Below are 23,506 nucleotides of genomic sequence, written 5' to 3' on the forward strand. Positions count from 1 at the left end.
GTAAGGAAGGGCCCCTTCTTAACGCCTGGTGTAGAGGAAGGGACCCCTCTTAACGCGGCTCACTGCCGGCGGGGTCGTTCCGTCGTGACCACCAGCGCCACGCCGGCGACGATCACCGCGCCACCGAGCAGCACCTGCGGGGTGACCGGCTCCGCCACGAACAGCGCGCCGAGCGCCACCGCCACCACCGGGTTGACGTACGCGTACGTGCTGACCAGCGAGATCGGCGCCTGGTGCAGCAGCCACACGTACGCGGTGAAGGCGACCAGCGAGCCGGCGACCATGAGGTACGCCAGCGCGAGCCACGAGCGGGTGGACACGGCGGCCGGGTCGAAGCCGCGGAACTCGCCACGGCCGGCGGCCAGGACGGCGAGCACCGCCGCACCGGCGGCCATCTCGTAGACGGTGGCCACGAACGGGTCGGCGGGCATCCGGATCCGTCCGGCCAGGAACGAGCCGACCGACCAGCTCGTGGCCGCGGCGACCACGGTCAGCGCACCGACGAGCGGAACGGCGTCCGTCCCGCCGGTCGGCAGCACCAGCAGGACCAGGCCGGCGAAGCCCAGCGTCACTCCGACGAACGTCCACAGGCCCGGCCGGTCGCCGACGGTGGAACGGAGCAGCACCACCAGCAGCGGCACGGTGGCCACCAGCAGCGCGGCGATTCCGGACGGCAGTGCCACGCCGGGCGGGCCGGACTCCGCGAGCACCACCAGGCCGTTGCCGCCGGCCAGCAGCAGCACCCCGACGAGCGCGGCCGACCCGAGCTGCCGCCGGTCCACCCGCAGCGCGCCGGGGCCACGGCGCAGCCGCAGCACGGCTGCCAGCACGAGGCCCGCGACGGCGAACCGGGCCGCCGCCGAACCGAGCGGTGGCATCGTCTCCACGGCGATCCGGATGCCGAGGTAGGTCGAGCCCCACAGGACGTAGACCAGCACCAATGCGGTCCAGATCAGAACCGGCGCGGCGGTGGGGCGGTGCGGACCGGTGGCCGACGGCGGGGACTCGGCGGACGGTGCGGCACTTGGCGGAGGTGAGCTCATCGTTGGACCACGCTACGGTGGCGGGGGCGTCGGCGTCCGGTGTTGGTGGCCGGCCTCTCACCACTCGTGCAGGAGGGCGTGCATGGCGAACTACGGACCCCCGGGTGGGGCGGGACCAGACCCGTGGCGGGGACAGCAACCGGGTGACGGACCCGGCCCACAGGGCGGGGGATCCGGCCCGGGCGGCTGGGACGACCCGAACGGCCCGTACCCGCAGCGCCAGGGGAATCCGCAGCCCGGCTACGGGGACGCGCCCTACGGCCCGGGTCAGCCGGGCTACGCCGGCCCCGACCCGCGACCCGGCTACGGCCCCGGTAGCACGCCCGGCTACGGCCCCGGCCCCGGTGGTGGGCCCGGCTACGGCCCCGGCGGCACTCCGGGTCACGGGTCCGGTCCGGGCTACGGCGCGGGGCCCGCGTACGGCGCGGAGCCGTACCGCACCGGCGACCAGCCGTACGCGTCCCACCCGGATCCCGGGGCCGGGCCGTACGCGTACGCCGGCGCGCCCGTTCCCCCGGCGGAGCGCAAGCGGTCCCGGGGTGCGGTGATCGCGGTGCTCGCCGCGGTGCTGGCCCTGGTCGTCGGCGGCGCGGCGGTGCTCTACCTGCTCGGTCGCGGCGACGACCCGGCGCCGACGGCCGGGCCGACCGAGCCGGCGCCCGCCGCCGTGGAGACCACCGAACCGGCCGGCGGGTCGGAGCCGACGCCGAGCGCGCCGAGCGCGCCCGCACCTGAGTCGTCGGCCGATCCGCGGTTCGCCAAGGCGGGGCAGTGCGTCCGCAACGAGGGGCCGGCCGGCGGCAAGCCGAAGCTGCTGATCAGCGAGTGCGGCCCGAAGACGTACGAGGTGCTCCGGCGGATCGACGGCGCGACCACCGGGGAGAAGGACGCCGCCGCGAAGTGCGCCAAGGTCGAGGGTTACACCAACTGGTACTTCTTCGACAGCGAACTGGACACCCTCGACTTCGTGCTTTGTCTGAAGCAGCGCTGAGCCGTCGCACCCGCCAGGGGGAGAGATGACCAACGGAACGCCCGGCCAGCCTGACGACCCGTACCGCCGACCGTCCGACAACCAGCCGGTCGATCCGACGCTGCCGCAGTGGGGACAGCCCCCGCGACCGACGGGCGGGGAGCCCACCGTGCCGCACTGGGGACAGCCCACGCCGGGCGGCGAGCCGCCCACGGCACCGTTGTGGGGGCAGCCGCCGGCGGGTCCGGGGCAACCACCGGCGGGCCCGCCGCAGCCGCCGACCTCCGGCGCGGGCTACCCGCCGCCGGGTCCGTTCCCACCGGCCGGGCCGACGCCCGCCCCGGGTGCGGGTACGCCGTGGCCGGGCCCGGGCGGGTACGGGACGCCGCCACCGGTGGCGCCCTCCGGCAACCGGCGGGGTGGCCGGATCGCGCTGATCATCGGGCTGGTGGCGCTGCTCCTGCTCTGCCCGTGCCTCGCTCTCGCCGGCTGGGCGGTCTGGCAGGTGGCCGACGACTCCGACGACCCGTCGGTCTCCGCGCCGGCGACCACGGCACCCGCCGATCCGACCGGGGCGCCGACGCCCGCGCCGACCACGGCGGAGCCCAGTCCGACCGAGGACGACGAGGCGGAGTTCGCGCGGGGCGACTGCGTGGTCAACGACGGCACCGAGGACGACGCCGAGTTGCGCAAGGTGCCGTGCGGTCCGGACACGTACGAGGTGTTGCTGCGGATCCCGGCCACCGTAGACGGCGAGCGGTGTGCCACCCGGGCACCGGATGCGACCGTGAACTACGTGCACGACAACCCGGTCGACCTGCTCGACTACGTGCTCTGCCTCCGGGAGCGCTGACGAGCAGCCGCTGATTACCAACCGCTGATTACCAAAACTAGGGCTGTCTAGCGTGGACGCTAGACAGCCCTAGTTTTGTGTCGAGGAGGGCCGACACGCCGGTAGCCGCATCTACGGATGTCTAGCCTCGCCGCTAGACGGCCCGATACTCTCCGATGCGTGGATCCGGTCCGCAACCCGTACGCCCCGGGCGCCGGCCAGCGCCCGCCCGAACTCGCCGGGCGGGGACGCGAGCTGGACGTCTTCGACGTCGTGCTGGAACGGATCGCCCGCGGGCGGCCCGAACGCAGCCTGATGCTCACCGGGCTGCGCGGCGTCGGCAAGACCGTCCTGCTGAACACGCTGCGCTCGCAGGCCATCAACCATCTCTGGGGCACCGGCAAGATCGAGGCCCGACCGGACCAGTCCCTGCGCCGGCCGGTCGCCGCAGCGCTGCACATGGCGGTCCGCGAGCTGGCACCCCGGCACCGCGCCCCGGACCGGATCGACGCCTTCCTCGGCGTCCTGAAGGCGTTCGCCCAACGGTCCGCGCCCACCGGCCGCGGCGCCGCCGCGCCGAAGCTGCGCGACCGCTGGCAGCCCGGCATCGACGTACCGGCGGCACACGGTCGGGCCGACTCCGGGGACATCGAGATCGACCTGGTCGAGCTGCTCACCGACGCGGCCTCGATCGCTGCCGACGTCGGCACCGGCATCGCCGTGTTCATCGACGAGATGCAGGACCTCGGCCCGGAGGACGTCTCCGCGCTCTGCGCCGCCTGCCACGAGCTGTCCCAGCTGGGCGCACCGCTCATCGTGGTCGGTGCCGGGCTGCCGCACCTCCCGGCCGTGCTCAGCGCCGCGAAGTCGTACTCCGAGCGGCTCTTCCGCTACCAGCGCATCGACCGGCTCGACCGGATCGCCGCCGACCAGGCGCTCTGCGCGCCGGCCGAGCGGGAGGAGGTCGAGTACGAGCAGAAGGCGCTGGACCTGCTGTACGAGAAGTCCGGCGGCTACCCGTACTTCGTCCAGGCGTACGGGAAGGCCACCTGGGACCATGCCCCCCGCTCGCCGATTACCGCCGCCGACGTCCGGGTCGCCGCGCCGGAGGCCGAAGCGGAGCTGGCGGTCGGTTTCTTCGGCTCCCGCTTCGAGCGGGCCACCCCGGCGGAACGCGAGTACATGCGGGCGATGGCGACACTGTCGCTGGTGGAGGGCGAGGCCGACGGAGGTGGACGGGACGACATGGATGCCGCCGTGCCGACCGCCGAGATCGCCCGCGCGCTGGGCCGTAAGCCGGCCAGCCTCTCCCCGGCCCGGGACGCGCTGATCAAGAAGGGCCTCATCTACTCCGGCGAGCGCGGCACGGTGGCCTTCACCGTTCCACACTTCGGCCGCTACCTCCGCACCCAACCGGCCTGACCACCCGTTCGGGGTCACCGGGGTCCGGCAGGGTCAGACCTTGGCCCAGGGGGGTGGGAAGTCGACCTCGCCCCGGGGCGGCGGGCCGTCGCCGCTGGTGGCGGGTGGAAGCGCGAGCGCCTGCCACGGCTCACCGAGCCCGGACCACGGGCTGGTCAGTCCCATCGCGTCGGCGCGGCCGAAGCCGAACCGCCGGTAGTACGCGGGATCGCCGAGCACCACGACCAGCCCCTCACCCAACTCGGTCGCCGCGTCGAGGGCGGCCTGCACCACCGACGTGCCGAGGCCGATCCGCTGCCGGTGCGGCGCGACGGCCACCGGGCCGAGCACCAGGGCCGGCGCGCTGCGCCCGTCGGACTTCACCCGGACCCGGGTGAGCAGCGCGTACCCGACGACCTCACCGCCGTACTCGGCGACCATCGCCAGTGGGGGCAGCCACGCCTCACTGCCGCGCAGCTCGTCGACCAGCCCCACCTCGGGTGGGGTGGTCACGTCGGGACGGGCGAAGGCCGCAGCGAGCACCCGACGGACCGCGCCGGTGTCGGCCGGGTCCTCCGGGCGGAGCCGCAGTGTCGTCACGCCGGGCACGTTACCCGCCGTAGCCGGTCCATCCGAGACGGTCGCTCGATTTGGCGTGGCGCGACGTTCACGATGACCGGTTCGGATCGGCGGTTGCACGGGTAGCACGGCTCGCGACGGGGTATGACTGATCCATGAAGCCTGTGCGCTCCCTCGCCCGTACCATGTTGAGCGGCATCTTCGTGGTGAGCGGGGTGAAGAACTTCCAGAACCCGGGTCGGCTGGCTCCCGCCGCCAAGCCGGTGACGGACCGCGTCACGCCACTGCTCCAGAGGGCCAATCCCCGCATCCCCACCGACACCGAGACACTGATCCGGGTCAACGCCGCCGTTCAACTGGGTGCCGGGCTGATGCTCGCCACCGGGCGCTTCACCCGGCCGGCCGCGCTGGTCCTGGCCGGCACGCTGGTCCCGGTCACCATCGCCGGACATCCCTTCTGGAGCAACGACGACCCGGCCACGCGCAACAACAACCAGATCCACTTCCTGAAGAACCTCGGTCTCTTCGGCGGGCTGCTGCTGGCCGCCGCCGACACCGAGGGCAAGCCGAGTCTGCGGTGGCGGACCGGTCACCGGATCGGCCACTCCCGACGTTCGGTGCAGCGAGCTGTCCGTACCGCCCGCCGAGAGGCCCGGATCGCCGTACGATCGGCGGCGACGGCTCGACGACTGCCGGGTTGACCTGCGTCGATCCTCCCCTCCACCAGCCACCACCCCCACCAACGCCGCGAATCTCCTGAACCACCCGGACGCAGTTAACGCGGCGGAAATGTCAAAAACTTGTGTGGGATCGGACACGGTCGCATAACGCGGGAGGCGCAGACGTGGAGGACCGTTCTAGGCTCCGTGCAGGACCTGGACGGGTGCGACGACATTTATACGGGGGTGGCCACACCATGCCGACGACTGTCGGTAGACGGGTGGACCGCCTCGCCCCAGTCCGCCGCGTAACGCGTGGTATTGATCGCAGGACAGTCGTACGGACCGGCATCGTGGCCGCCGTCGCCTACGCCGCATGGCTCGCCATCGGCGCTTTCGGGCGGCCGTACAACTTCTTCGACATGAAGATCTACCACGGTGCGGTGGTGTGGTGGGCGAGCGGCCACGAGTTGTACGACTTCATCGCACCCGGCACCACCCTCGGTTTCACGTACCCGCCGTTCGCCGGTCTGGTCATGCTGCCGATGGCGCACCTGCCGGTCGGCGCGGCGGGCCTGGTCAACGCGGCGGCCAGCATCGCCGCCCTGGCCGTCGTCCTGGCCGCCCTGCTCCGGCCGATCGTCGACCGGCTGGGCTGGCCACTGTGGTTCACCGTGGCGATCGCGACGCCGCTGGCCGTGGCCATCGAGCCCGGGCGGGAGACCCTCGGCTACGGCCAGGTGAACCTGCTGCTCTTCGCGCTGATCATCGCCGACCTGGTCGGTCTGCGGTGGCGGGCCCGCCGGGGCACCCACGTCGCCCCCACCGACGGGCTCCTGCTGCGCTTCGTCTACAGCGGCGCCTGGGCGGGTGTGGGGATCGGTCTGGCCACCGCGGTCAAGCTGACCCCTGCCCTGTTCATCCTCTACCTGATGATCACCCGTCAGTGGCGGGCCGCGACGACGGCCGTCGGCACGGTGATCACGGTGACCCTGGGCTCGTTCGCCGTCGTCGGCCCCGAGGCGCGCGCCTACTTCGGGGGTGTGCTGTGGCAGACCGAGCGGGTGGGCGCGGCGGACATGACGCCCAACCAGTCGCTCGCCGGCCTGCTCGCGCGGCTGTACGACTCGATCGAGACGCCCGGGCTGCTGTGGCTGTCGTTCGCCCTGCTGATGCTGGCGCTCGGTCTGTCCCGGGCCGCGAACGCGCGGGCCGACGGCGACGAGCTGACCGCTTTCACCCTGGTCGGCCTCACCACCAGCGTGATCAGCCCGATCTCCTGGACCCACCACCTGGTGTGGGTCATCCCGGCGATCATCGTGCTGGCCGACGCCGCGGTCCGGCGCCACGAGGCCAGTCGCGGTCCGGCTCAGCGGGCCGGCTACGGCGGGCTGCCCGGCGTGAACGGGCTGCGTTCCCCGATCTGGTACCCGACGCTGACCGGTGTGCGGCACGGCGTCGCGGCGGTGGTGCTCTACCTGCTGTTCCTGATCTCGCCGATCTGGCCGTACGAGCACCAGCTTCCCGAGGTGTCGCACTACCAGGACGGCCTGTTCGGGGCCCTGATGGAGAACTCGCTGGCGCTGGCGCTGATCGTGCTGGTCGCCGCCCTGCCGTGGCGTCCGGGGGCGGAGCCCGCCTTCTACGCCGACCGACTGGGCCGTACGCCGACGTTCCACGGCCGCCGCTGACGCGGGACCGGCGGGTGGTCGCCCTCAGGGGCAGTTGACCCACTCCTCGGTCCCGTCGGTGAACACCTGCCGCTTCCAGATCGGCAGCCGCGCCTTCACCTCGTCGACCAGCCGGGCGCAGGCGGCGAACGCGGCGGCACGGTGGGCGGTGCTGACGGCGGCGACCAGGGCCACGTCGCCGATGGCGAGCGGGCCGACGCGGTGCGACACGGCCACCGCGTACACGTCGGGGTCGGCGGCGATCTCGGCGGCGACCTCGTGCAGGATCCGCTCGGCGGTGGGGTGACCCTCGTACTCCAGGCTGGTCACGGCGCGGCCGTGGTCGTGGTCGCGGACCACGCCCTGGAACGAGACGACCGCGCCGGCCCGGCGGTCGGCGACCGCCGCCTCGTGCGCGGCGAGGTCCAGCGGCCGGTCGGTCACCGTGCCGAACGTGGTGGCGGGCGCGGTCACCAGGCACGCTCCCCGGACAGCAGGGGCAGCGGCACGACCGGCACCCGGTCGCCCGGTTCACCGGAGGTGCCGGGACGGATCACCGCGAACCCGTCCGCGCCGGCCAGGCCGCGCAGCATCGCCGACCCGACGTGCCGGACCGGGTGGGCGGTGCCGGCGACCCGGTCGAGGCGTACCAGCGCCAGGTGCGTGTAGGCGCCCCGACCGGGCACCGGCTCGGCGAGCGTGGCGTGCGGCAGGGCGGGCATCGGCCGGCCGGCGAGACCCGCGAGCAACGGCGCGACCAGCGACACCAGGGCGACGATCGCGGACTGCGGGTTGCCCGGCAGGCCGGCGACGAACCGGACCCGACCGTCCGCGCCGACGAGGCGGGCCAGCAGCATCGGGAAACCGGGGCGCACCGCCACCGTGTTGACCACGTAGTCCGCGCCCAGCGCCTCCAACGCCGGGTGCAGGTGGTCGACGGGCCCGTGCATCGTGCCGCCGGTGGTGCAGACCAGGTCGGCGTTGGTGAGCGCACCCCGCAGCGCGGCGACGTGGGCGGGCAGCGTGTCCGCCACCGGGCCGACCACGTCCGACGGGCGCACCTGGCAGCCGTACCGGCGCAGCCACGCCGGGACCGCCGGCCCGAGCGCGTCGCGGACGCGCCCGGCGGCGGGCGGCCCGGCGGTCAGCAGTTCGTCGCCGAAGACCAGCAGCGCCGCGCGCGGCTGCCGCCGGACCCGCAGGCTGTCGTGCCCGCAGGAGGCGGCCAGGCCGATCAGCGCCGGGTCCACCGGGGTGCCGGCGGGGAGAAGGTCCTCTCCGGCGTACGCCTCCTCGCCGGGCTCGCGCCACTCCGGCGCGGGCCGCGGCGTGCCGGCCACGAGGCCCTCCGCGGTACGGGTCGACTCCTCCACCCGCAGCACCGCGGTCGTGCCCTCGGGGACCATCGCGCCGGTGGCGATCTCGACGGTCGTGGAGTCCTCGCCCAGCGGCGCGGGAGTGTTGCCGGCCAGCACCCGTCCGACGATCCGCCACGGGCCGGGACCGCGGACCGCCCAGCCGTCGACGCTCGACGTCGGGAAGGCGGGCAGGTCCGTCCGGGTGGTCAGCGGCTCGGCGAGGGTGTGTCCGTCGATCTCGGCGAGGGGGCGACTCGCGGCCGGAAGCGCGGCGGCCAGGCCGACCGCGTACACCCGGGAGCGCGCCTCGTCCCAGCCCGCCGGCGGGGGCGCGCCGACCCGATCGGCGGTCGATGCGGTTTCCGTGCTCACCGGCCGAGCCTATCGGTGCGCCCCGCCGGGCGCTTCCGCTGCCGGGTGGTCGCCGCCGCGGAGCTGGTCGACGGCGTGGGTGAGGATCGGCCCGAGCACGGCGAGCCCGTCCCGCGCGCCACCGGTCGAGCCGGGCAGGTTGACGACCAGGGTCCGGCCGATCACGCCGGCCAGCCCTCGGGAGAGCGCCGCCGCCGGGACCTTGTCGCGGCTGTGGGCACGGATGGCCTCGGCGATCCCGGGGATCTCGTGGTCGAGCAGGGCCCGGGTCACCTCCGGCGTGCGGTCGGAGGGGTTGATCCCGGTGCCGCCGCTGGTCAGCACGACGTCCATCCCGTCGGCGACGGCGGCCCGCAGCGCCGCACCCACCGGGTCGCCGTCCGGCACCACCACCGGCTCGTCCACCGCGCAGCCGAGGTCGCGCAGGCCGGCGACGAGGAGAGGGCCGCTGGTGTCGGCGTACACCCCGGCGGACGCCCTGTTGGAGGCCACGACCACCCGCGCCCGGATCACGGCCGGTCCTCCGGTCGGACCCACTCGCCGGTCTTGCCGCCGGTCTTGCGGAGCACCCGGACGGCGTCCACGCTCGCCGCCGGGTCGACGGCCTTGACCATGTCGACGAGCGCGAGGCCGGCGACCGCCACGGCGGTCAGCGCCTCCATCTCCACGCCGGTGCGGTCGGCCGTCCGGGCCGTCGCGGTGATCTCGACGGCGTCGGCGGTGAGCGTGAGGTCGACGGTGACGCCGTGCAGCGCGATGGGGTGGCACAGCGGGATGAGGTCCGGCGTGCGCTTGGCGCCCATGATGCCGGCCAGCCGGCCCACGGCGAGCGCGTCACCCTTCGGTAGGCCGTCACGCCGCAACAGGTCGATCACCTCCGTCGTGGTGCGCAGACGACCGGCGGCCACGGCCGACCGGCCGCTGATCTCCTTGGCGGAGACGTCGACCATCCGGGCGGCACCGGCGGTGTCGACGTGGGTGAGCTGCGCGGGATCGGTCACGGTCGGGAGCCTATCTTTCCGGTACGACGACAGCTCCGCGCCGTGCTGCTCGGCCAGCCCGGTCAGCGCCCGCCCGTCTCCCGAAGCAGCAGCCCTCGGGACGACGACACCTCGTCGAAGAGCCGCCGGAGATTCGCCGCGTACGTACGGACGTTCGCCACTGCGGAAGCGGGCGGATCGACCGGCCAGAGTTCGTCCACAAGCTGATCGATGGTGACCAGCCGACCGGCATCCGTCGCCAGCATCGCCAGAACGAGGCGCTGTTTCGGTGTGCCGATCGCCAGAGGTGAGTCGACCGTGGTCAGCAACTCCAGTGGACCAAGGAGTCGTACCTCCACCGCTGAACCCCCTGACTTTTAGTACGTAACACACAATTAGCGCATAGACGCCAAATAGCGTGAGCCCTCCGGAAGATATCAGAGAGCGACGACATTTTCTCTATGCGTTGAGGGCGACTGCGGCCGACAACCAAAGCCAGCTCCCACGATTCACTGCATCCGTCCGGGGGAGGAGTGGCGGTCGAAAATGCTTGATAATTGAGCCGGACGAACCTTACCGGTCGCCCTCACATCAGAACCGTGAGTAACATCAAGCGCGCACATTAGCGCATCATGCAGCAAAAGACATCTAACGGTACCAAGAGGGCTGCAACCGTCATAAGATCCCCGGGTCGGTAAAGAGTAGACCGCATACCGAATCTGGGACGGAGGCCGGAAATGAAGACTCACGACTGGATGTGACCAGCCTCTTTCGGCGCGTGAAGGACGTCCGTAGAGTGTGGAAGCACACACTGCAGGCGTTGACCGTGCAGGGGAGACGTGACTCAGGTTACGAAACGCGACAACGAGACCGACAGGCGGCTTCTGCTGCTAGTCGGTCTCGTCGTGTTCGCTGCCTCGCTGGTCCTCCTCGGTGCCACCTGGGCGGTCGCGCGGCGCGACGAGCCCCTCAGTCGAACCCTGACGCTTCTTACAACCCTGACCTTCCTGGTCACCGTGGCCGCCAAGGTCAACGTCAGGATTCGGATCAGAGCTACCACCCACGGCGTCTCCTGGACCGAGGTCGCGTTCATGATCGGCCTTGCCGTGGCCCCGGTCCCGCTGGCAATCCTGGCCACCGCTCTCGGCATGGGAATCGCGCGGGCGCTCGTGCGACTGGCACCACTCAAGCTCGCATTCGGTGTGGCAAAGGACTCGCTACTGGCCGCCACCGCAGGTCTTATCTTGATCATGGCGGATTGGCGGTGGGGCAGCGACGAGCCCTTTATCGACCTCGTTCCAGCCCTTCTTGCAGCTTATCTTGCAGCCGTTCTTCTGGATGAGGTCCTGACCATTCCCGTGATCGCTCTGGCAACCCGCACTCGCGCCAGGGATCTTTTTCGGGAGCACTACGACCTACGCTTGGCCAGCGTCGCAGCCAGATTCCTGGTCATCGTCTCGACGCTTGTCATCCTGCGCAGCAACCCCAGCTTCCTAGTCGTCGTCCCTCCGCTCGTGCTGAGTCTTCACCTCGCCTACTCCAATCGCGTCCGGAACCGGTCGGAACGCGATGCGTGGCAACGCCTCGCCCGTACCACCGACGCCCTCAACGTCGTCGACCTGGACACCGTCCTCACCACCGCCGTCACCCAGGCCGCCGAGCTCTTCTCCGCCGACGAGGTGGAGATCGAGCTGCACCACGGCGGCCGGACCGTCCGCGGCGGGGCCGGCGGGATCACCCACGACGGCCCGGCCGGGGATCCCGGCACGGTGGACGGGACCGTGCTGGACACCCCGCTGGAGGGGCACGACCGCACGGCCGACGTCGGCGTACTGCGCCTGCGCTTCCGCGGGCCGGTGCAGCTGTCCGAGCGGGAGCAGTACACCCTGCGTACCTTCGCCTCGGCTCTGTGCACCGCGGTCCGCAACGCCCAGGCGTACGCCGAGCTGGCAAGGGTCGCCGCGGAACACGCGTACGCGGCCACCCACGACGCGCTGACCGGCCTCGCCAACCGCCGGCACCTGCTCGACCAGGGCGCCGAGCAGCTCAGCAGCCGCCACGCCGAGGGCGTCACCGCGCTCGTGCTGATCGACCTCAACCACTTCAAGGAGGTCAACGACACGCTCGGGCACGCCGCCGGCGACCAGGTGCTCGTGCAGGTCGCCGAGCGGCTGCGCGCCGCCGCCCAGGACGGGGACCTGGTGGCCCGGTTGGGCGGCGACGAGTTCGCCGTGCTCCTGCGTGGCCTGCCGGCCCCGGCGGTGGCCGCCCATCGGGCGGAGTCGCTGCTGGCGACGCTTCACGAGCCGTTCGACCTGGACGGCATGCGGATCAGCGTGGAGGCGAGCGGCGGCATCGCCGCCGCCCCGGCCAGCGGGGGCATCGCCGAGCTGCTACGCCGCGCGGACGTGGCGATGTACCAGGCCAAGCGGGCCGGCCAGCGGATCTCCACGTACGCGCCGACCCGGGACACCGCCGACATCGGCCGGTTGACCCTCGGCGGCGACCTGTCCCGCGCGGTCGCCGACCACGAGTTCACGGTGAACTTCCAGCCCATCGTCGACCTGGGCACCGGCGGGGTGATCGGCGCCGAGGCACTGGCCCGCTGGCACCACCCCACCCACGGCGTGATCGACCCGCTGCGCTTCCTGGAGGCCGTGGAGCGGTCCGGCCTGCTCCCGGCCTTCGCCGAGGCGATCCTCGACCAGGCCCTCATCGCGGCGGGCAGCTGGCGGGACGCCGGCTTCGACGTACCGGTGGCGGTCAACGTCTCGCCACGCAGCCTCCTCGACGCCCGCTTCCCCGGCTCGGTGCTGGCCCGCCTGCGCGCCCACGACCTGCCACCGGACCGGCTGGTGCTGGAACTGACCGAGACGCTGACGCTCAGCCAGCTGGACGTCGTCGACCGCGTGCTCAGCCGGCTCCGCGACGAGGGCGTCCGGCTGGCCCTGGACGACTTCGGCACCGGCTACTCATCCCTGTCGCTGCTGTCCCGCATCCCCGTGCACGAGCTGAAGATCGACCGGAGCTTCGTCACCGCCATGGAGACCTCCGCGGAGGCCGCCGCCGTCATCCGGTCCACCCTCGACCTGGGCCGCAGCCTCGACCTCACCGTCGTCGCCGAGGGCGTGGAGAACGAGCCGCAACGCCGGGCGCTCTGGGAACTGGGCTGCACCGCCGGCCAGGGCCACCTCTTCGCCCGGCCGACGCCCGCCGGGACCCTCCTCGCCACGCTCCGCCGCGGTTCCGGTGGCAGCCCGGGCGTCCTCGTTCCGCCTCTGCACGACAGTGGCGCGGTGATCCGGCTCGCCCCCGGCCGCCGCCCGGCCACGCGCGGCCGCACCGACCGGCACCTGCCCGCCTGACCGGGCCCTCTGCCAGACTGGCGGCCGTGACCGCCCCCGCCCCGACGACCCGCCGCGGCTGGCGGGCCCTCGACACCGCCTCCGGCGGCCTCACCCTCGACCTCGGCCTGTACGCGGTATCCGCCGTCTTCGCCGCGGTCACCGCCGCCACCTCCACGCTGGTCCCGCACCGCGCCTGGGGTGCGGTCGCCGCCGTCGGGTACCTCCTCGCCACGCTCGCGGTGACCGGACAACTGCTCCTGCGCCGCCGCGACGCGGCGGCCCGGCTGACCGGGCTGCCCGCGCGGTGGACGGTCACCGCCGTCACCTGGGCGACGACCGCCCTGCTGCCGGTGGTCCTGCAGAGCGTCGAGCGGGCCGGCGGGCGCACCGACCGGGCACAGGAGGAGGTCCTCGTCGTCGAGGACTCCGGACGACGACTCGCCGACACCGGCACTCCGTACCTCGGCCACGACGCGATCGCCGCCCTGCCCCCTGGCGAGCAGCTTCTCGGCTACACCCCGTACCAGCCGGGCATGGCCCTCTTCGGCCTGCCCCGCGCCGCCGCCGACGCCTGGTGGACCGACGCCCGGGTGTGGTTCGCGCTCGGCACCGCGATCGCGCTGGCGCTGGCCGTACACACACTCCGGCCGGGCCACCGCGGCGCCGGCGCCCCCGCCTCCGCGCCGGTGCTGCGCGCCGTCCAGGCCGCCACCGTGCTGCCGGTCTGCGCGCTCACCCTCGCCACCGGCGGCGACGACCTGCCCGTCCTCGCCCTCTGCCTGCTGGCCCTCGCCTACGCCGCCGTCGACCGCCCCGGCCGGGCCGGCATCGCGGTGGGCCTCGCCGGAGCGCTGAAACTGTTCGCCTGGCCCGTCGCGCTCGTCCTGATCGTCTGGGGCCTGACCCGCCGCGCCGGCCTCCGCGTCGCCACCGGCGCGCTGGGCCTGCCCGCCGCCGCCCTGCTCCCGGTGCTGCTGGTCGACCGGGACGCCCTGGTCGAGAACGTGCTCCGCTTCCCGCTCGGCCACGGCCTCGTCACCAGCCCCGCCCAGTCGCCGTTCCCCGGCCACCTGATCGCCACCGCCCTTCCCACCGGGCGCGCGATCGCCGCCGGTCTGCTGCTCGCCGCCGGGCTGGCGATCGCCGTCCGGCTCGCCCGCCGCCCACCGCGCGACGCCGCCACCGTCGCGCTCATCTGCGGGTACGGGCTGCTCGCCGCGATCCTGCTCATGCCCTCCACCCGCTTCGGTTACCTCCTCTACCCCCTCGCGTTCCTGGTGTGGGCACCCGCGATCGCCGCCCGGGTTCCCTCCATCGGTTCCGGCATCCGGGGGGCGGAATCCCTCGACAGGGCGTAGACCTGAAGACATGACCACGTACCGAGACCGGGCCGAGGCTGGGCGGATGCTCGCCGACCGGCTCACCGCTCTGATCGGCGACCGGGACGTCATCGTCCTCGGCCTCGTACGCGGCGGCGTACCCGTGGCGGAGGTCGTCGCCGAACGGCTCGGCGCCCCGCTCGACGTGCTCGTGGTGCGCAAACTCGGCATGCCCTGGGCACCCGAGGTCGCGTTCGGCGCACTCGGCCCCGGCGGCGTGCAGGTCCTCAACGACATGGTCGCCAGCCGCCTCGACGCGGACGCCATCGCCGAGGTCCGGGGCCGCGAGCAGGCCGAGCTGGAACGCCGGGAGAAGCTCTACCGCGCCGGTCGTCCACCCCTGGATCTCACCGGCCGCACCGCCGTCATCGTCGACGACGGCCTCGCCACCGGTGCCACGGCCCGCGCCGCCGTCCAGGTCGCCCGGCACCTCGGTGCCCGCCGGGTCGTCGTCGCCGTCCCGGTCGGCTCCCAGGAGGCGTACGAGATGCTCGCCGCCGAAGCCGACCAGGTCGTCTGCGCACAGCACCCGCCGGAGTTCATGGCCGTCAGCAGCTACTACGACGATTTCCACGAGGTCTCCGACGACGAGGTCACCGAGGCGCTAACCGCGACGGCGTGAGCAGACCGGGTACCGTCGGGTGATGAGCCTCACCTGTCCCAAGTGTCACGGAGAAATGCGCCAGTACGAGCGCAGCGGCGTCGTCATCGACCAGTGCGGGGAGTGCCGAGGCATCTTCCTCGACCGCGGCGAGTTGGAGAAGCTGTTCGAGGCGGAGGCTAACTGGCAGCGCCAGCAGGGTGGTGCGCCCGCCGGGCAGCCCGCCCAGCAGCCGGGTTACGCCCAGGGCGGTTACCCGCCGCCTCCGCCGCCGCCCGCGCCCGCCCCGCACCAGCCCGGCTACGGCGCGGCGCCCCCGCCGCCCGCGCACGGCTACCCGCCGGCACCCGCCCCCGCGTACGGCCACGGGCAGCAGCACCACGGCTACCACGGCCACTACAAGCGCAAGAAGCACAAGAGCTTCCTGGACGAGATGTTCGGCTGAGCTCCTGCGGCCGGGCCGGCAGCCCGCCGGCCCGGCTCCCCCTTGTCCACGTGCCGACCGGCACCCGCTGTGCGAGGCTGCGTCGCATGACGTCCGGTGGGCACCACATCCCGCTCGCGCAGGCGTACGACGGCATCACCCGGACCGTCGCGGACCTCGACGACGCCGACCTGCAACGCCCCACCCGCTGCCGGGGCTGGCTCGTCGCGGACCTGCTCCTGCACGTCGTCGGCGACGCCCAGCGGGCACTGGTAGCCCTGGCCAGCCCGGCCGACGGCCCGCCCGACACCGACGACATCAGCTACTGGCGGTCCTTCCGGCCCGGCGACGACGACACGCGGCACGCCTGGTGGATCCGCCGCTCCGCCGCCGCCTTCCACCGACCCGGCGGCATCGTCCGGGTGTGGACCGACACCGCCCCCGCCGCCGTCCGCGCCGCCGGTCGCGCGGATCCCGACAGCTGCGTGACCACCCAGGGTCACGTGCTCCGCGTACGCGACCTGCTGACCACCCTCGCCACCGAGGCCGTGATCCACCATCTGGACCTGGTGGTCGACCTGCCCGACGCGCCCCGCCCGGGGCAGGCCGCGCTACGGGTGGCGGTGGCGACGATGGACGGCCTGCTCAGCGACGACGCGGTCCGACCAGCGAGCTGGGACGACGAGGAGTACCTGCTGAAGGCGACCGGCCGGCTGCCGCTGACGGAGCACGACCGGATGGAGCTCGGCGAGGTCGCCGGCTGGTTCCCGCTGCTCGGCTGACCGCCGTAGCAGTGCACCTGCAACTCCCGCGAGTAAGGCTCCTCGTCGCCAGTACCCACCTCTACGTCGGTGTCGCCGGCCGACGCGGGCCGAACCTGTCACCGGTGAGACGGCACCAGGCCGGGAAGTTCTTGCACGGAGTCACATCGCGTGGGAATTCTCGACCGCCTATCCCCTATCAAGAGTGGCACGGTCATCAAAAATGGCCGCCGCGATGGCCGCCTTCCGGGGCAGCGCGACAGGGGCGTCTGCATACAGCAAGGCCACGATCCTTTCGGCTGGCCGACAGGTTGTTCCGACCGTAAAGATCGCCTTGTGGGGCCGCACCGAGAGGCCGTCGATTCCATGGCTCCTCAGGAATGCGACGAAAGCATCGAGCAGGCGGCGACTTCCCACGAGCCTGAACTGCGGCAACGCGCAGGCACGCCTCGCCGCCGTAGTAGTCCGCGGATAGCCTGCCTACTAACGCCGTACGTTTCCGCGATCCCGGTGAGGCTCTCCCCGCAGGCCGCCCGTCGCACGGCCTCCTCGATCTGCGCCGAGGACAAACGAGGAGAGGCGTCCCTCATACGATCGCCATGTCCACGAACCGAGACAGGTGAAGCTGGGCCGCTACCGTCACCGTGTCCGTGGGTCCATTCCGATGCTTAGCGATTATGAAGTCCGCCTCCCCCGCGCGAGGCGACTCCTTGTCGTAGTAGTCGTCCCGGTGCAGAAGGATGACAACGTCCGCATCCTGCTCAATTGATCCACTTTCGCGCAGATCGGACAGTTGGGGGCGCTTGTCGGTGCGCTGCTCCGGGCCACGGTTCAGCTGACTCACCGCGATGACCGGGCACTCGACCTCCTTGGCCAGCAGCTTCAGGCCACGGGACAGGTCCGCGACCTCCTGCTGCCGGCTCTCGGTGCGCTTCGGCGAGGTCATCAGCTGGAGATAGTCGACGACGATGAGCTTCAGGTCGTGCCGCTGCTTCAGGCGGCGCGCCTTGGCCCGGATCTCCATGAGGTTCATGCTCGGTGTGTCGTCCACGAAGAGCGGCGCCTCGCTGATCTCACCCATGCAGCGGGCCAGCTTGGTCCAGTCGTCGTCGGAGAGTTGGCCGCTGCGGAGGACGTGCAGTGGCACCCGGGCCTCGGCGGAGAGCAGGCGCATGACAATCTCCACCTTGCTCATTTCGAGCGAGAAGATCGCCGCCGCCTGGTTGGCGCGGATGGCCGCATTTCGGGCAAAGTCCATGCTCGCGGTGCTGTTGTGGGTCGGAATCATCGTCCGACCCGCGAGGTAGAGGTGCTCCGCGTTGTCGACGGTCACGCAGCGGACCGGCACGCTGGGAACCGGCCGGACGGCCACGATGAACCGCGACGTCGTACGCACGACCGAGGCGGTACGCCGACGCGCGGCGTGGGCCGCCCGCTTCCGTTCCAGCCGGAAGACCGGCTCCGGCGTCGAGAAGTTCAGGGTGTACGCGGTCGACGTCGCTTCGGTGCGCCCACGAACCTTCTTCTCGGTGACAGTGCACCGGTAACCGAGGCTGACCACGAGTTCCCGGACGTCCTCAGCGAGGCGACGCGACGTGGAGGTGTACTGAAGGTTCCCGGCGGGAGCGACCGTTCCGTCGGTGTCCATCAGACCCGCCAGCAGGGCACGACGCTGCGCCTCGGAGCCACGCAGGTAGGCCGGCGGGATGTGCTTTTCCTTCGCCACGCCGGCCCGGCGCAGCAGCGCCAGGAAGGAGCCGTCCGACGCCCGGCACTCGGCACACCGCCGGACGGCCAGGTTCTCGCGCAGGGCGCGGGTCGACCGGCCGCACGTGACGCAGGTGCGGTCCCCAGATGCGGCCGGCTCCGGCAGCAGGATGGTGTAGACCATGGGTCCGCTCGGCCGGACGACGAACCCGTCGAGTTCGACGTGGGCGACCATTTCCGGATCGGCCGTGGTGAACCGGCTCGCCCCGGTGTGTCCGTCGCCCAGCCACACGCCGAGGGTGTAGGGCGGCACCGGCAGGTCGCGCTCCGGCAACTGGAGCGGCGCGCAGTTCTCCACCGCGTGGTTCAGCCGCTGGTCCGCCGTGTCGGTACGCAGGGTCGCCGCGATCTCGGCGGTGGTCACCACGCCGTCGTGCCGGACGCGGACGCCGGCGTTGCCCTGCCGCTCGGCGCGGTCGAGCAGGCCGGTCAGCAGCGGGCCTGCCGGATAGCCGGGGGCCGTCCAGTTCCGGGTCTTGCCGGCCCTCGTGACCGGTCGGCTGATCCGTCCGTTGGCACCGACCTGCCGCGCGACGGTGTGCAGGACGTTCCGGAACTCGTCACCGACCTGCTCGAGGGTCTGCGCGAGGGTGACCAGGCGGTCCGGGTCCGCACCGACGGAGGCATGGGCCGCGCGGACCTTCGCCAGCGACGGTTCCGGCCAGTACCGGCGGGACTGCTGCCCGGTCTGGCGGCGGCTCGCCCGCGTCGTGGTCTTCCACAGGTGATCCGCATCCGCGACGATCACGCTGCCGTCGGAGAACTCCACCTCGTAGCAGGGCCGGCCGTACATGACGTCGAAGGCTGCGGTGACCGAGGTCGGCGTGCCGTCGGCCGCCAGCAGGCGGTCGCCGACCGTGACCTCGCCCATCGTGGTCCAGCCGTCGGGGGTGGGGAGCGGCGTGTCGAGGGCGAGCGCCTTTCCAAGGCCCGGCCGGCCGGCCACGATGATGAGCTGGCCGGCGTGCAGACCGTTGAGCAGTCGGTCCAGGTCGGTGAACCCGGTGGGTACACCGGTCATCATGCCGCCCTGCGCGCCGACCGCCTCGATCTCGTCGAGCGTCGGCTGGAGCATGTCGGCGAGCACCGCGAAGTCCTCGCTGACCCGGCGCTCCGTGACGTCGTACACGGCCTGCTGGGCGAGGTCGACGACGTCGTCGACGTCGCGGCTGCCGCCGCTGTTCGTGCCGTAGCCGAGCTGCACGATCTTCGTGCCGGCCTCGACCAGGCGGCGCAGCACGGCGCGCTCGCTCACGATCCGGGCGTAGTAGGCGGCGTTGGCGGCGGTGGGAACGCTCGCGATGAGGGTGTGCAGGTAGGGGGCACCGCCGATCCGCACCAGGTCGCCGGAGTCGGCGAGCGCGGCGGCCACGGTGATCGAGTCGGCCGGCTCGCCGCGCCCGTAGATCTCCAGGATCGTGTCGAAGATCGTGGCGTGCACCGGCCGGTAGAAGTCGTTGGTCTTGAGGATCTCGACGACGTCGGCGATGGCGTCCTTGGAGAGCAGCATGCCGCCGAGCACGCACTGTTCGGCGGCGACGTCCTGCGGTGGGGTCTTGTCGAACTGGCCGTCGCGCTGCGCCGGCGCGCCCTGCTGCTGCCCGCCGGAGCGCGGCTCCGCGCGCATGTCGTCGGTGACCGACACGGTCCCCCCTCCACGCCGTCGGATCCTCGTCCCAAGCTTCACCGCCGGGTACGACACTCCGACCTGCCGGTCGATCGGGGGTCATCGCGCGGCCGGTCGGTGGCCAACCATACGGAAACCGAGGTCAGCCCCTCAACAGCACCGGTGGACGAGCCTCGGGACAACCTGTGGACGCGGGTGGGCGTGCATGTGCGCAGCGTGTGCACAGGTTGTGGACAACGGTTGGGGAATTCTGCCCGACCATGGCTCTGACCTGGGAAAACGTTGTCCCCACCCTGTGGAGGAGAATATTTTGGTCAGACTGTGGCCTCATTCGTCCCGTACTATCTCCCCCAACGGCTACACCTGCACAGCGGATTGCGCTTTCGGTTGAGAAGGGTCACGCTCCGGCCGTGAGACACCTGGACTGGGGACGCGGAGAGGATGGTCCGCGCGAGCGACAAACGGTCGCTCCCTGGGACTATCCCGCCGATCCGCGTCCGGCAGACCGGTACGGGTCCGATGGTTACCGCACCCCGAGCCGTCGGCGGGCGATCGAACGCGGCCAGCAGGAGCCCGTCGAGGCGTACCTTCCGCGGTGGGCCCTGGAGTCCGGCGTACGCAGCGCGGACGGTGGCGGCCGGCACGCGGCCCCGGACGACGACGAGGACGACTACGAGGCGGAGCGGCCGTGGTCGGGGGGTCGGAGCACCGAGACGACGAGCACCTGGCGGCGGCCCAGCGAGACGAGTTGGCGTGAGGTTCCCGCGATCGGTGCCGCGCCGGAGTCGGACCACACCCGCGAGTGGACGTTCGACCGCCCCCAGGAGCAGGGATACGTGGGCAGCCGGCGGGCCGACGACGATCCGGTGTCCGGGGTCGCGGGTCCGCAGAGCCGTCCCCGGCGGTCGCCCTCGCGCCGGCCGCAGGTGGTCTGGTCGGGACTGGAGGACGCCGGCGAGGTGACCGGCGAGGTCGGTGAGGTGGAGCGCCCGACGCGGAGGAGCCGCCGGGGGGCGGAGTCGCGTCCGGCGGTGGATCCCTGGGACCGGGAGGCGCGCCGGTCCGTCGAGCCGGAGACCGAGGCGGATGTGCCGGCGGTGGACCCGTGGGACGCCTCCGGTGTGTACGCGTGGCAGTCGACCGGTGAGGTCGACCGCTGGGACGGTTCGGTGGGCGCGTCCCGCTGGGACCGGGCCGACGACACGGGCCAGTGGGACCGACCTGACGACACCGGCCAGTGGTACCAGCCGGACGCCACCGGTCAGTGGGACCGGCACGTCGACGACGTCGGGTGGGACCGGGGCGTCTCGCCTCGCTCGGGCGGTGGCGGCACGCGGGGCGGGTCCGATCGGGACGGTCAGGGCGAGGGCTTCTGGTCGGGCACGCGGCTGGCCGGTGACGATCCGCGGTGGATGGATCCGCCCGCGTCGGCTCCGCGTTCGCCGGTTGTCGCCTACACCGCTCCCCGTCCGCGTACGTCGCCGCGTCCCCGCGGGGAGCCGGCGGGTCCCGCGCGCGGGGCGTCGGCCGGCGCGGTACGCCGGCGGATCGAGTCGGTGGGTACGGGCACGTGGTCCCGCCGTCTGGAGGAGGACCTGCTCGACCCCGATCCGGGTGGGCCGTGGCGGCCGTTGCTGTACACCGCCGCCTGTTACCTGTTGCCGGCGATGGTCGTGTTCGTGTGGTTGCTGACGCTGGACGGTCAGGCGCCGGCGGGTTGCGTCACCGACATCAGTGGTGGGGGCTGCGATTCACCGCGGTCGCGGGCGCTGGGCTCGCTGGCGGAGGCGATGCCGCGGCTGGGACTGGCGTTGGCGAGCAGCCTGGTGGTCGCGCTGCTGCTGCGTCGGGTCGGTACGACATGGCGGTCGGTGACCGTGGCGTTGGCGGCGGCGGTGGTGGGCGGTGGGCTGTCCACGGTGATGATCAGCGCGGTGACGGGCCAGCCGATCGGCTGACGGGCTCCGGAGATCCCGCACGCCGGACGGGTCCGGCACGGCGTACACGGAACAGCGAACAGGGCCCGCACCATGTGGTGCGGGCCCTGTCGGTGGTGCTGGTGGGTGTCAGCCCTGAACGACGTTGAGGTCGAACGTGGCGGACACCTCGGGGTGCAGCTTGATCTTCACCGGGTAGGTGCCGGTCGACTTGATGTGACCGGGCAGCTCCAGCCGACGGCGGTCGAGCGCGGGGCCACCGGCCGCCTTGACGGCGTCGACGACCTCGGCCGGGGTGACCGAGCCGAAGAGCCGGCCACCGTCGCCGGCGCGGGCCTTCAGGCTGACCTTGAGGCCCTCGAGCTGGCCCTTGACCTCGTTGGCGTGCCCGAGGTCGCGGATCTCCCGCGCGGAACGGGCCCGCTTGATGGAGGTGACCTGCTTCTCCGCACCCTTGGTCCACGTGATGGCGAAGCCCTGCGGGAGCAGGTAGTTACGGCCGTAGCCGTTCTTCACCTCGACGATGTCGCCGGGGGTCCCGAGGCCGGACACCTCCTGAGTCAGGATGATCTTCATGTCGGTGCCTCCTCTCAGCGGGCCGTGGCGGTGTACGGCAGGAGCGCCATCTCACGGGCGTTCTTGACCGCACGGGCGATCTGCCGCTGCTGCTGCGAGGTCACGCCGGTCACCCGCCGAGCGCGGATCTTGCCGCGGTCGGAGATGAACTTCCGCAGCAGGGCGGTGTCCTTGTAATCGATGTAGGTGATCCCGTCCTTGTCGAGCGGGTTCACCTTCTTCTTCGGCTTGCGAAGTGCCGCAGCCTTGGCCATTGACCTTGCTCCTGGTTTGCGATCGCGGGCGCTCGGCGCCATTAGAACGGGGGCTCCTCGTCAAAGTTGCCGCCCGAACCACCGCGCGAGGGAGCCGGCGCAGCCGAGGCCCAGGGGTCGTCGAAGTTGCCTCCGCCGCCACCCTGAGCGCCGCCGCCACCACCGGAGCCGAAGCCACCGCCGCCGCCACCGGAGCGCGACATCTTCTGCACCTTCGCCGTGGCGTAGCGCAGCGACGGGCCGATCTCGTCGACCTCGAGCTCGATGACGGTGCGCTTCTCACCCTCGCGGGTCTCGTACGACCGCTGACGCAGTCGACCCGAGACGATCACGCGGGCGCCCCGCTGGAGCGACTCGGCGACGTGCTCCGCCGCCTGCCGCCACACGGTGCAGGCCAGGAAGAGCGGCTCGCCGTCCTTCCATTCGTTGGTGGTCTTGTCCATGAACCGGGGCGTCGAAGCGACCCGGAACTTGGCGACCGCCGCACCGGACGGGGTGAACCGCAACTCGGGGTCATCGGTCAGATTGCCGATGACCGTGATGGTGGTGTCTCCTGCCATGACCATCTCCTCGCGCACTCATCGTTCCGCCGTACAGACTCTCAGAGCCGTGTGACAGTGCCGATGAGGCTGATCCGGGCGAACCGGGGTTTGGATGCTCAGCGCATCTCGGACGCTTAGCGCATCTCCGGCCGGATGACCTTGGTGCGCAGCACGGACTCGTTGAGCCGCAGCTGACGGTCCAGCTCGGCCACCGCCGCAGGCGTCGCCTGCAGGTCGATGACGGCGTAGATGCCCTCGGCCTTCTTGTTGATCTCGTACGCGAGGCGCCGGCGGCCCCACACATCGGTCTTCTCGACCGAGCCACCCGCGGTCCGGATCACGTTCAGGTACGTGTCGAGCGACGGGGCGACGGTGCGTTCCTCGAGGCTGGAGTCGAGGATCACCATGATCTCGTAATGACGCAAGA

The 23,506-nt window shown here is 72.2% G+C and carries 22 protein-coding genes and 1 pseudogene; 11 read left to right on the top strand and 12 right to left on the bottom strand.

Features of this window, described 5'->3' with window-relative positions:
- Positions 1-59 precede the first annotated feature (59 nt).
- Positions 60-1,043, bottom strand: coding sequence for an EamA family transporter (locus ACIBR0_RS06320; protein ID WP_396712978.1), 984 nt, complete (start codon positions 1,041-1,043; stop codon positions 60-62).
- A 472-nt stretch (positions 1,044-1,515) separates the two neighbouring features.
- Here ACIBR0_RS06320 and ACIBR0_RS06325 point away from each other — a divergent pair.
- The 3 genes and pseudogenes from ACIBR0_RS06325 to ACIBR0_RS06335 form a co-directional block, all read left to right on the top strand.
- A pseudogene (locus ACIBR0_RS06325) lies at positions 1,516-2,034 on the top strand (flagellar basal body protein FliL); the annotation flags it as partial.
- 412 nt (positions 2,035-2,446) lie between these two features.
- On the top strand, positions 2,447-2,866 hold the full coding sequence (locus tag ACIBR0_RS06330) for a hypothetical protein (protein ID WP_396713256.1): 420 nt from the start codon (positions 2,447-2,449) through the stop codon (positions 2,864-2,866).
- Between the two features lie 159 nt (positions 2,867-3,025).
- On the top strand, positions 3,026-4,267 hold the full coding sequence (locus ACIBR0_RS06335; RefSeq protein ID WP_357036940.1) for an ATP-binding protein: 1,242 nt from the start codon (positions 3,026-3,028) through the stop codon (positions 4,265-4,267).
- A 33-nt stretch (positions 4,268-4,300) separates the two neighbouring features.
- On the opposite strand, the gene ACIBR0_RS06340 is transcribed toward ACIBR0_RS06335, so the two are convergent.
- Complete coding sequence (locus ACIBR0_RS06340) at positions 4,301-4,855, bottom strand: GNAT family N-acetyltransferase (RefSeq protein WP_396712979.1); 555 nt, start codon at positions 4,853-4,855, stop codon at positions 4,301-4,303.
- Between the two features lie 125 nt (positions 4,856-4,980).
- Between ACIBR0_RS06340 and ACIBR0_RS06345 the strand changes: the two genes are divergently transcribed.
- Together ACIBR0_RS06345 and ACIBR0_RS06350 are read left to right on the top strand one after the other, a co-directional pair.
- Positions 4,981-5,526, top strand: a complete 546-nt coding sequence (locus ACIBR0_RS06345; RefSeq protein WP_357036934.1) for a DoxX family protein — start codon at positions 4,981-4,983, stop codon at positions 5,524-5,526.
- Between the two features lie 215 nt (positions 5,527-5,741).
- Positions 5,742-7,175: a glycosyltransferase 87 family protein gene (locus ACIBR0_RS06350; RefSeq protein WP_396712980.1), complete on the top strand. Its 1,434-nt coding sequence runs from the start codon at positions 5,742-5,744 to the stop codon at positions 7,173-7,175.
- 24 nt (positions 7,176-7,199) lie between these two features.
- Here ACIBR0_RS06350 and ACIBR0_RS06355 read toward each other — a convergent pair whose 3' ends face one another.
- The 5 genes from ACIBR0_RS06355 to ACIBR0_RS06375 form a co-directional block, all read right to left on the bottom strand.
- Entirely contained in the window at positions 7,200-7,628 is a 429-nt protein-coding gene (locus ACIBR0_RS06355; protein WP_396712981.1) for a molybdenum cofactor biosynthesis protein MoaE, read from the bottom strand.
- The gene (locus ACIBR0_RS06360) at positions 7,625-8,884 is read right to left on the bottom strand and encodes a molybdopterin molybdotransferase MoeA (protein ID WP_396712982.1); all 1,260 of its coding nucleotides are present in this window, start codon (positions 8,882-8,884) and stop codon (positions 7,625-7,627) included. Before ACIBR0_RS06360 ends, ACIBR0_RS06355 begins: the two co-directional genes overlap by 4 nt.
- 9 nt (positions 8,885-8,893) lie before the next feature.
- The gene (locus ACIBR0_RS06365; protein ID WP_357035837.1) at positions 8,894-9,397 is read right to left on the bottom strand and encodes a MogA/MoaB family molybdenum cofactor biosynthesis protein; all 504 of its coding nucleotides are present in this window, start codon (positions 9,395-9,397) and stop codon (positions 8,894-8,896) included.
- Positions 9,394-9,885: a cyclic pyranopterin monophosphate synthase MoaC gene (gene moaC / locus ACIBR0_RS06370; protein ID WP_396712983.1), complete on the bottom strand. Its 492-nt coding sequence runs from the start codon at positions 9,883-9,885 to the stop codon at positions 9,394-9,396. The genes ACIBR0_RS06365 and moaC overlap by 4 nt, the downstream gene beginning before the upstream one ends.
- Before the next feature lie 62 nt (positions 9,886-9,947).
- Complete coding sequence (locus ACIBR0_RS06375; protein ID WP_396712984.1) at positions 9,948-10,223, bottom strand: winged helix-turn-helix domain-containing protein; 276 nt, start codon at positions 10,221-10,223, stop codon at positions 9,948-9,950.
- A 525-nt stretch (positions 10,224-10,748) separates the two neighbouring features.
- Between ACIBR0_RS06375 and ACIBR0_RS06380 the strand changes: the two genes are divergently transcribed.
- The 5 genes from ACIBR0_RS06380 (at position 10,749) to ACIBR0_RS06400 (ending at position 16,397) form a co-directional block, all read left to right on the top strand.
- Positions 10,749-13,229 carry a putative bifunctional diguanylate cyclase/phosphodiesterase gene (locus tag ACIBR0_RS06380; RefSeq protein WP_396713258.1) on the top strand — a complete coding sequence of 827 codons (2,481 nt, stop codon included), beginning with the start codon at positions 10,749-10,751 and terminating at the stop codon, positions 13,227-13,229.
- A 26-nt stretch (positions 13,230-13,255) separates the two neighbouring features.
- Positions 13,256-14,569: a glycosyltransferase 87 family protein gene (locus ACIBR0_RS06385; protein ID WP_396712985.1), complete on the top strand. Its 1,314-nt coding sequence runs from the start codon at positions 13,256-13,258 to the stop codon at positions 14,567-14,569.
- A 10-nt stretch (positions 14,570-14,579) separates the two neighbouring features.
- Positions 14,580-15,212 (top strand): phosphoribosyltransferase, encoded by a 633-nt coding sequence (locus tag ACIBR0_RS06390; RefSeq protein ID WP_396712986.1) that lies wholly within the window; start codon positions 14,580-14,582, stop codon positions 15,210-15,212.
- Positions 15,213-15,231: 19 nt separating this feature from the next.
- Complete coding sequence (locus tag ACIBR0_RS06395) at positions 15,232-15,636, top strand: zf-TFIIB domain-containing protein (RefSeq protein WP_357035067.1); 405 nt, start codon at positions 15,232-15,234, stop codon at positions 15,634-15,636.
- 86 nt (positions 15,637-15,722) lie between these two features.
- On the top strand, positions 15,723-16,397 hold the full coding sequence (locus ACIBR0_RS06400; RefSeq protein WP_396712987.1) for a maleylpyruvate isomerase N-terminal domain-containing protein: 675 nt from the start codon (positions 15,723-15,725) through the stop codon (positions 16,395-16,397).
- Positions 16,398-16,962: 565 nt separating this feature from the next.
- Here ACIBR0_RS06400 and dnaB read toward each other — a convergent pair.
- Positions 16,963-19,788, bottom strand: a complete 2,826-nt coding sequence (gene dnaB, locus ACIBR0_RS06405; protein WP_396712988.1) for a replicative DNA helicase — start codon at positions 19,786-19,788, stop codon at positions 16,963-16,965.
- Between the two features lie 392 nt (positions 19,789-20,180).
- Between dnaB and ACIBR0_RS06410 the strand changes: the two genes are divergently transcribed.
- Positions 20,181-21,728, top strand: a complete 1,548-nt coding sequence (locus ACIBR0_RS06410; protein WP_396712989.1) for a hypothetical protein — start codon at positions 20,181-20,183, stop codon at positions 21,726-21,728.
- A 108-nt stretch (positions 21,729-21,836) separates the two neighbouring features.
- On the opposite strand, the gene rplI is transcribed toward ACIBR0_RS06410, so the two are convergent.
- The 4 genes from rplI to rpsF all read right to left on the bottom strand — a co-directional run bounded on the left by rplI (position 21,837) and on the right by rpsF (position 23,504).
- Positions 21,837-22,283 carry a 50S ribosomal protein L9 gene (rplI, locus tag ACIBR0_RS06415; RefSeq protein ID WP_357035055.1) on the bottom strand — a complete coding sequence of 149 codons (447 nt, stop codon included), beginning with the start codon at positions 22,281-22,283 and terminating at the stop codon, positions 21,837-21,839.
- 14 nt (positions 22,284-22,297) lie between these two features.
- A complete protein-coding gene (rpsR, locus tag ACIBR0_RS06420; RefSeq protein ID WP_007073789.1) occupies positions 22,298-22,537 on the bottom strand; it encodes a 30S ribosomal protein S18 in 240 nt (79 codons plus the stop codon).
- Positions 22,538-22,578: 41 nt separating this feature from the next.
- Positions 22,579-23,115, bottom strand: a complete 537-nt coding sequence (locus ACIBR0_RS06425) for a single-stranded DNA-binding protein (RefSeq protein WP_396712990.1) — start codon at positions 23,113-23,115, stop codon at positions 22,579-22,581.
- Positions 23,116-23,213: 98 nt separating this feature from the next.
- Complete coding sequence (rpsF, locus tag ACIBR0_RS06430) at positions 23,214-23,504, bottom strand: 30S ribosomal protein S6 (protein WP_120683045.1); 291 nt, start codon at positions 23,502-23,504, stop codon at positions 23,214-23,216.
- Positions 23,505-23,506 lie beyond the last annotated feature (2 nt).

It is taken from the genome of Micromonospora sp. NPDC049497 (assembly GCF_044465805.1).
GTDB lineage: Bacteria > Actinomycetota > Actinomycetes > Mycobacteriales > Micromonosporaceae > Micromonospora.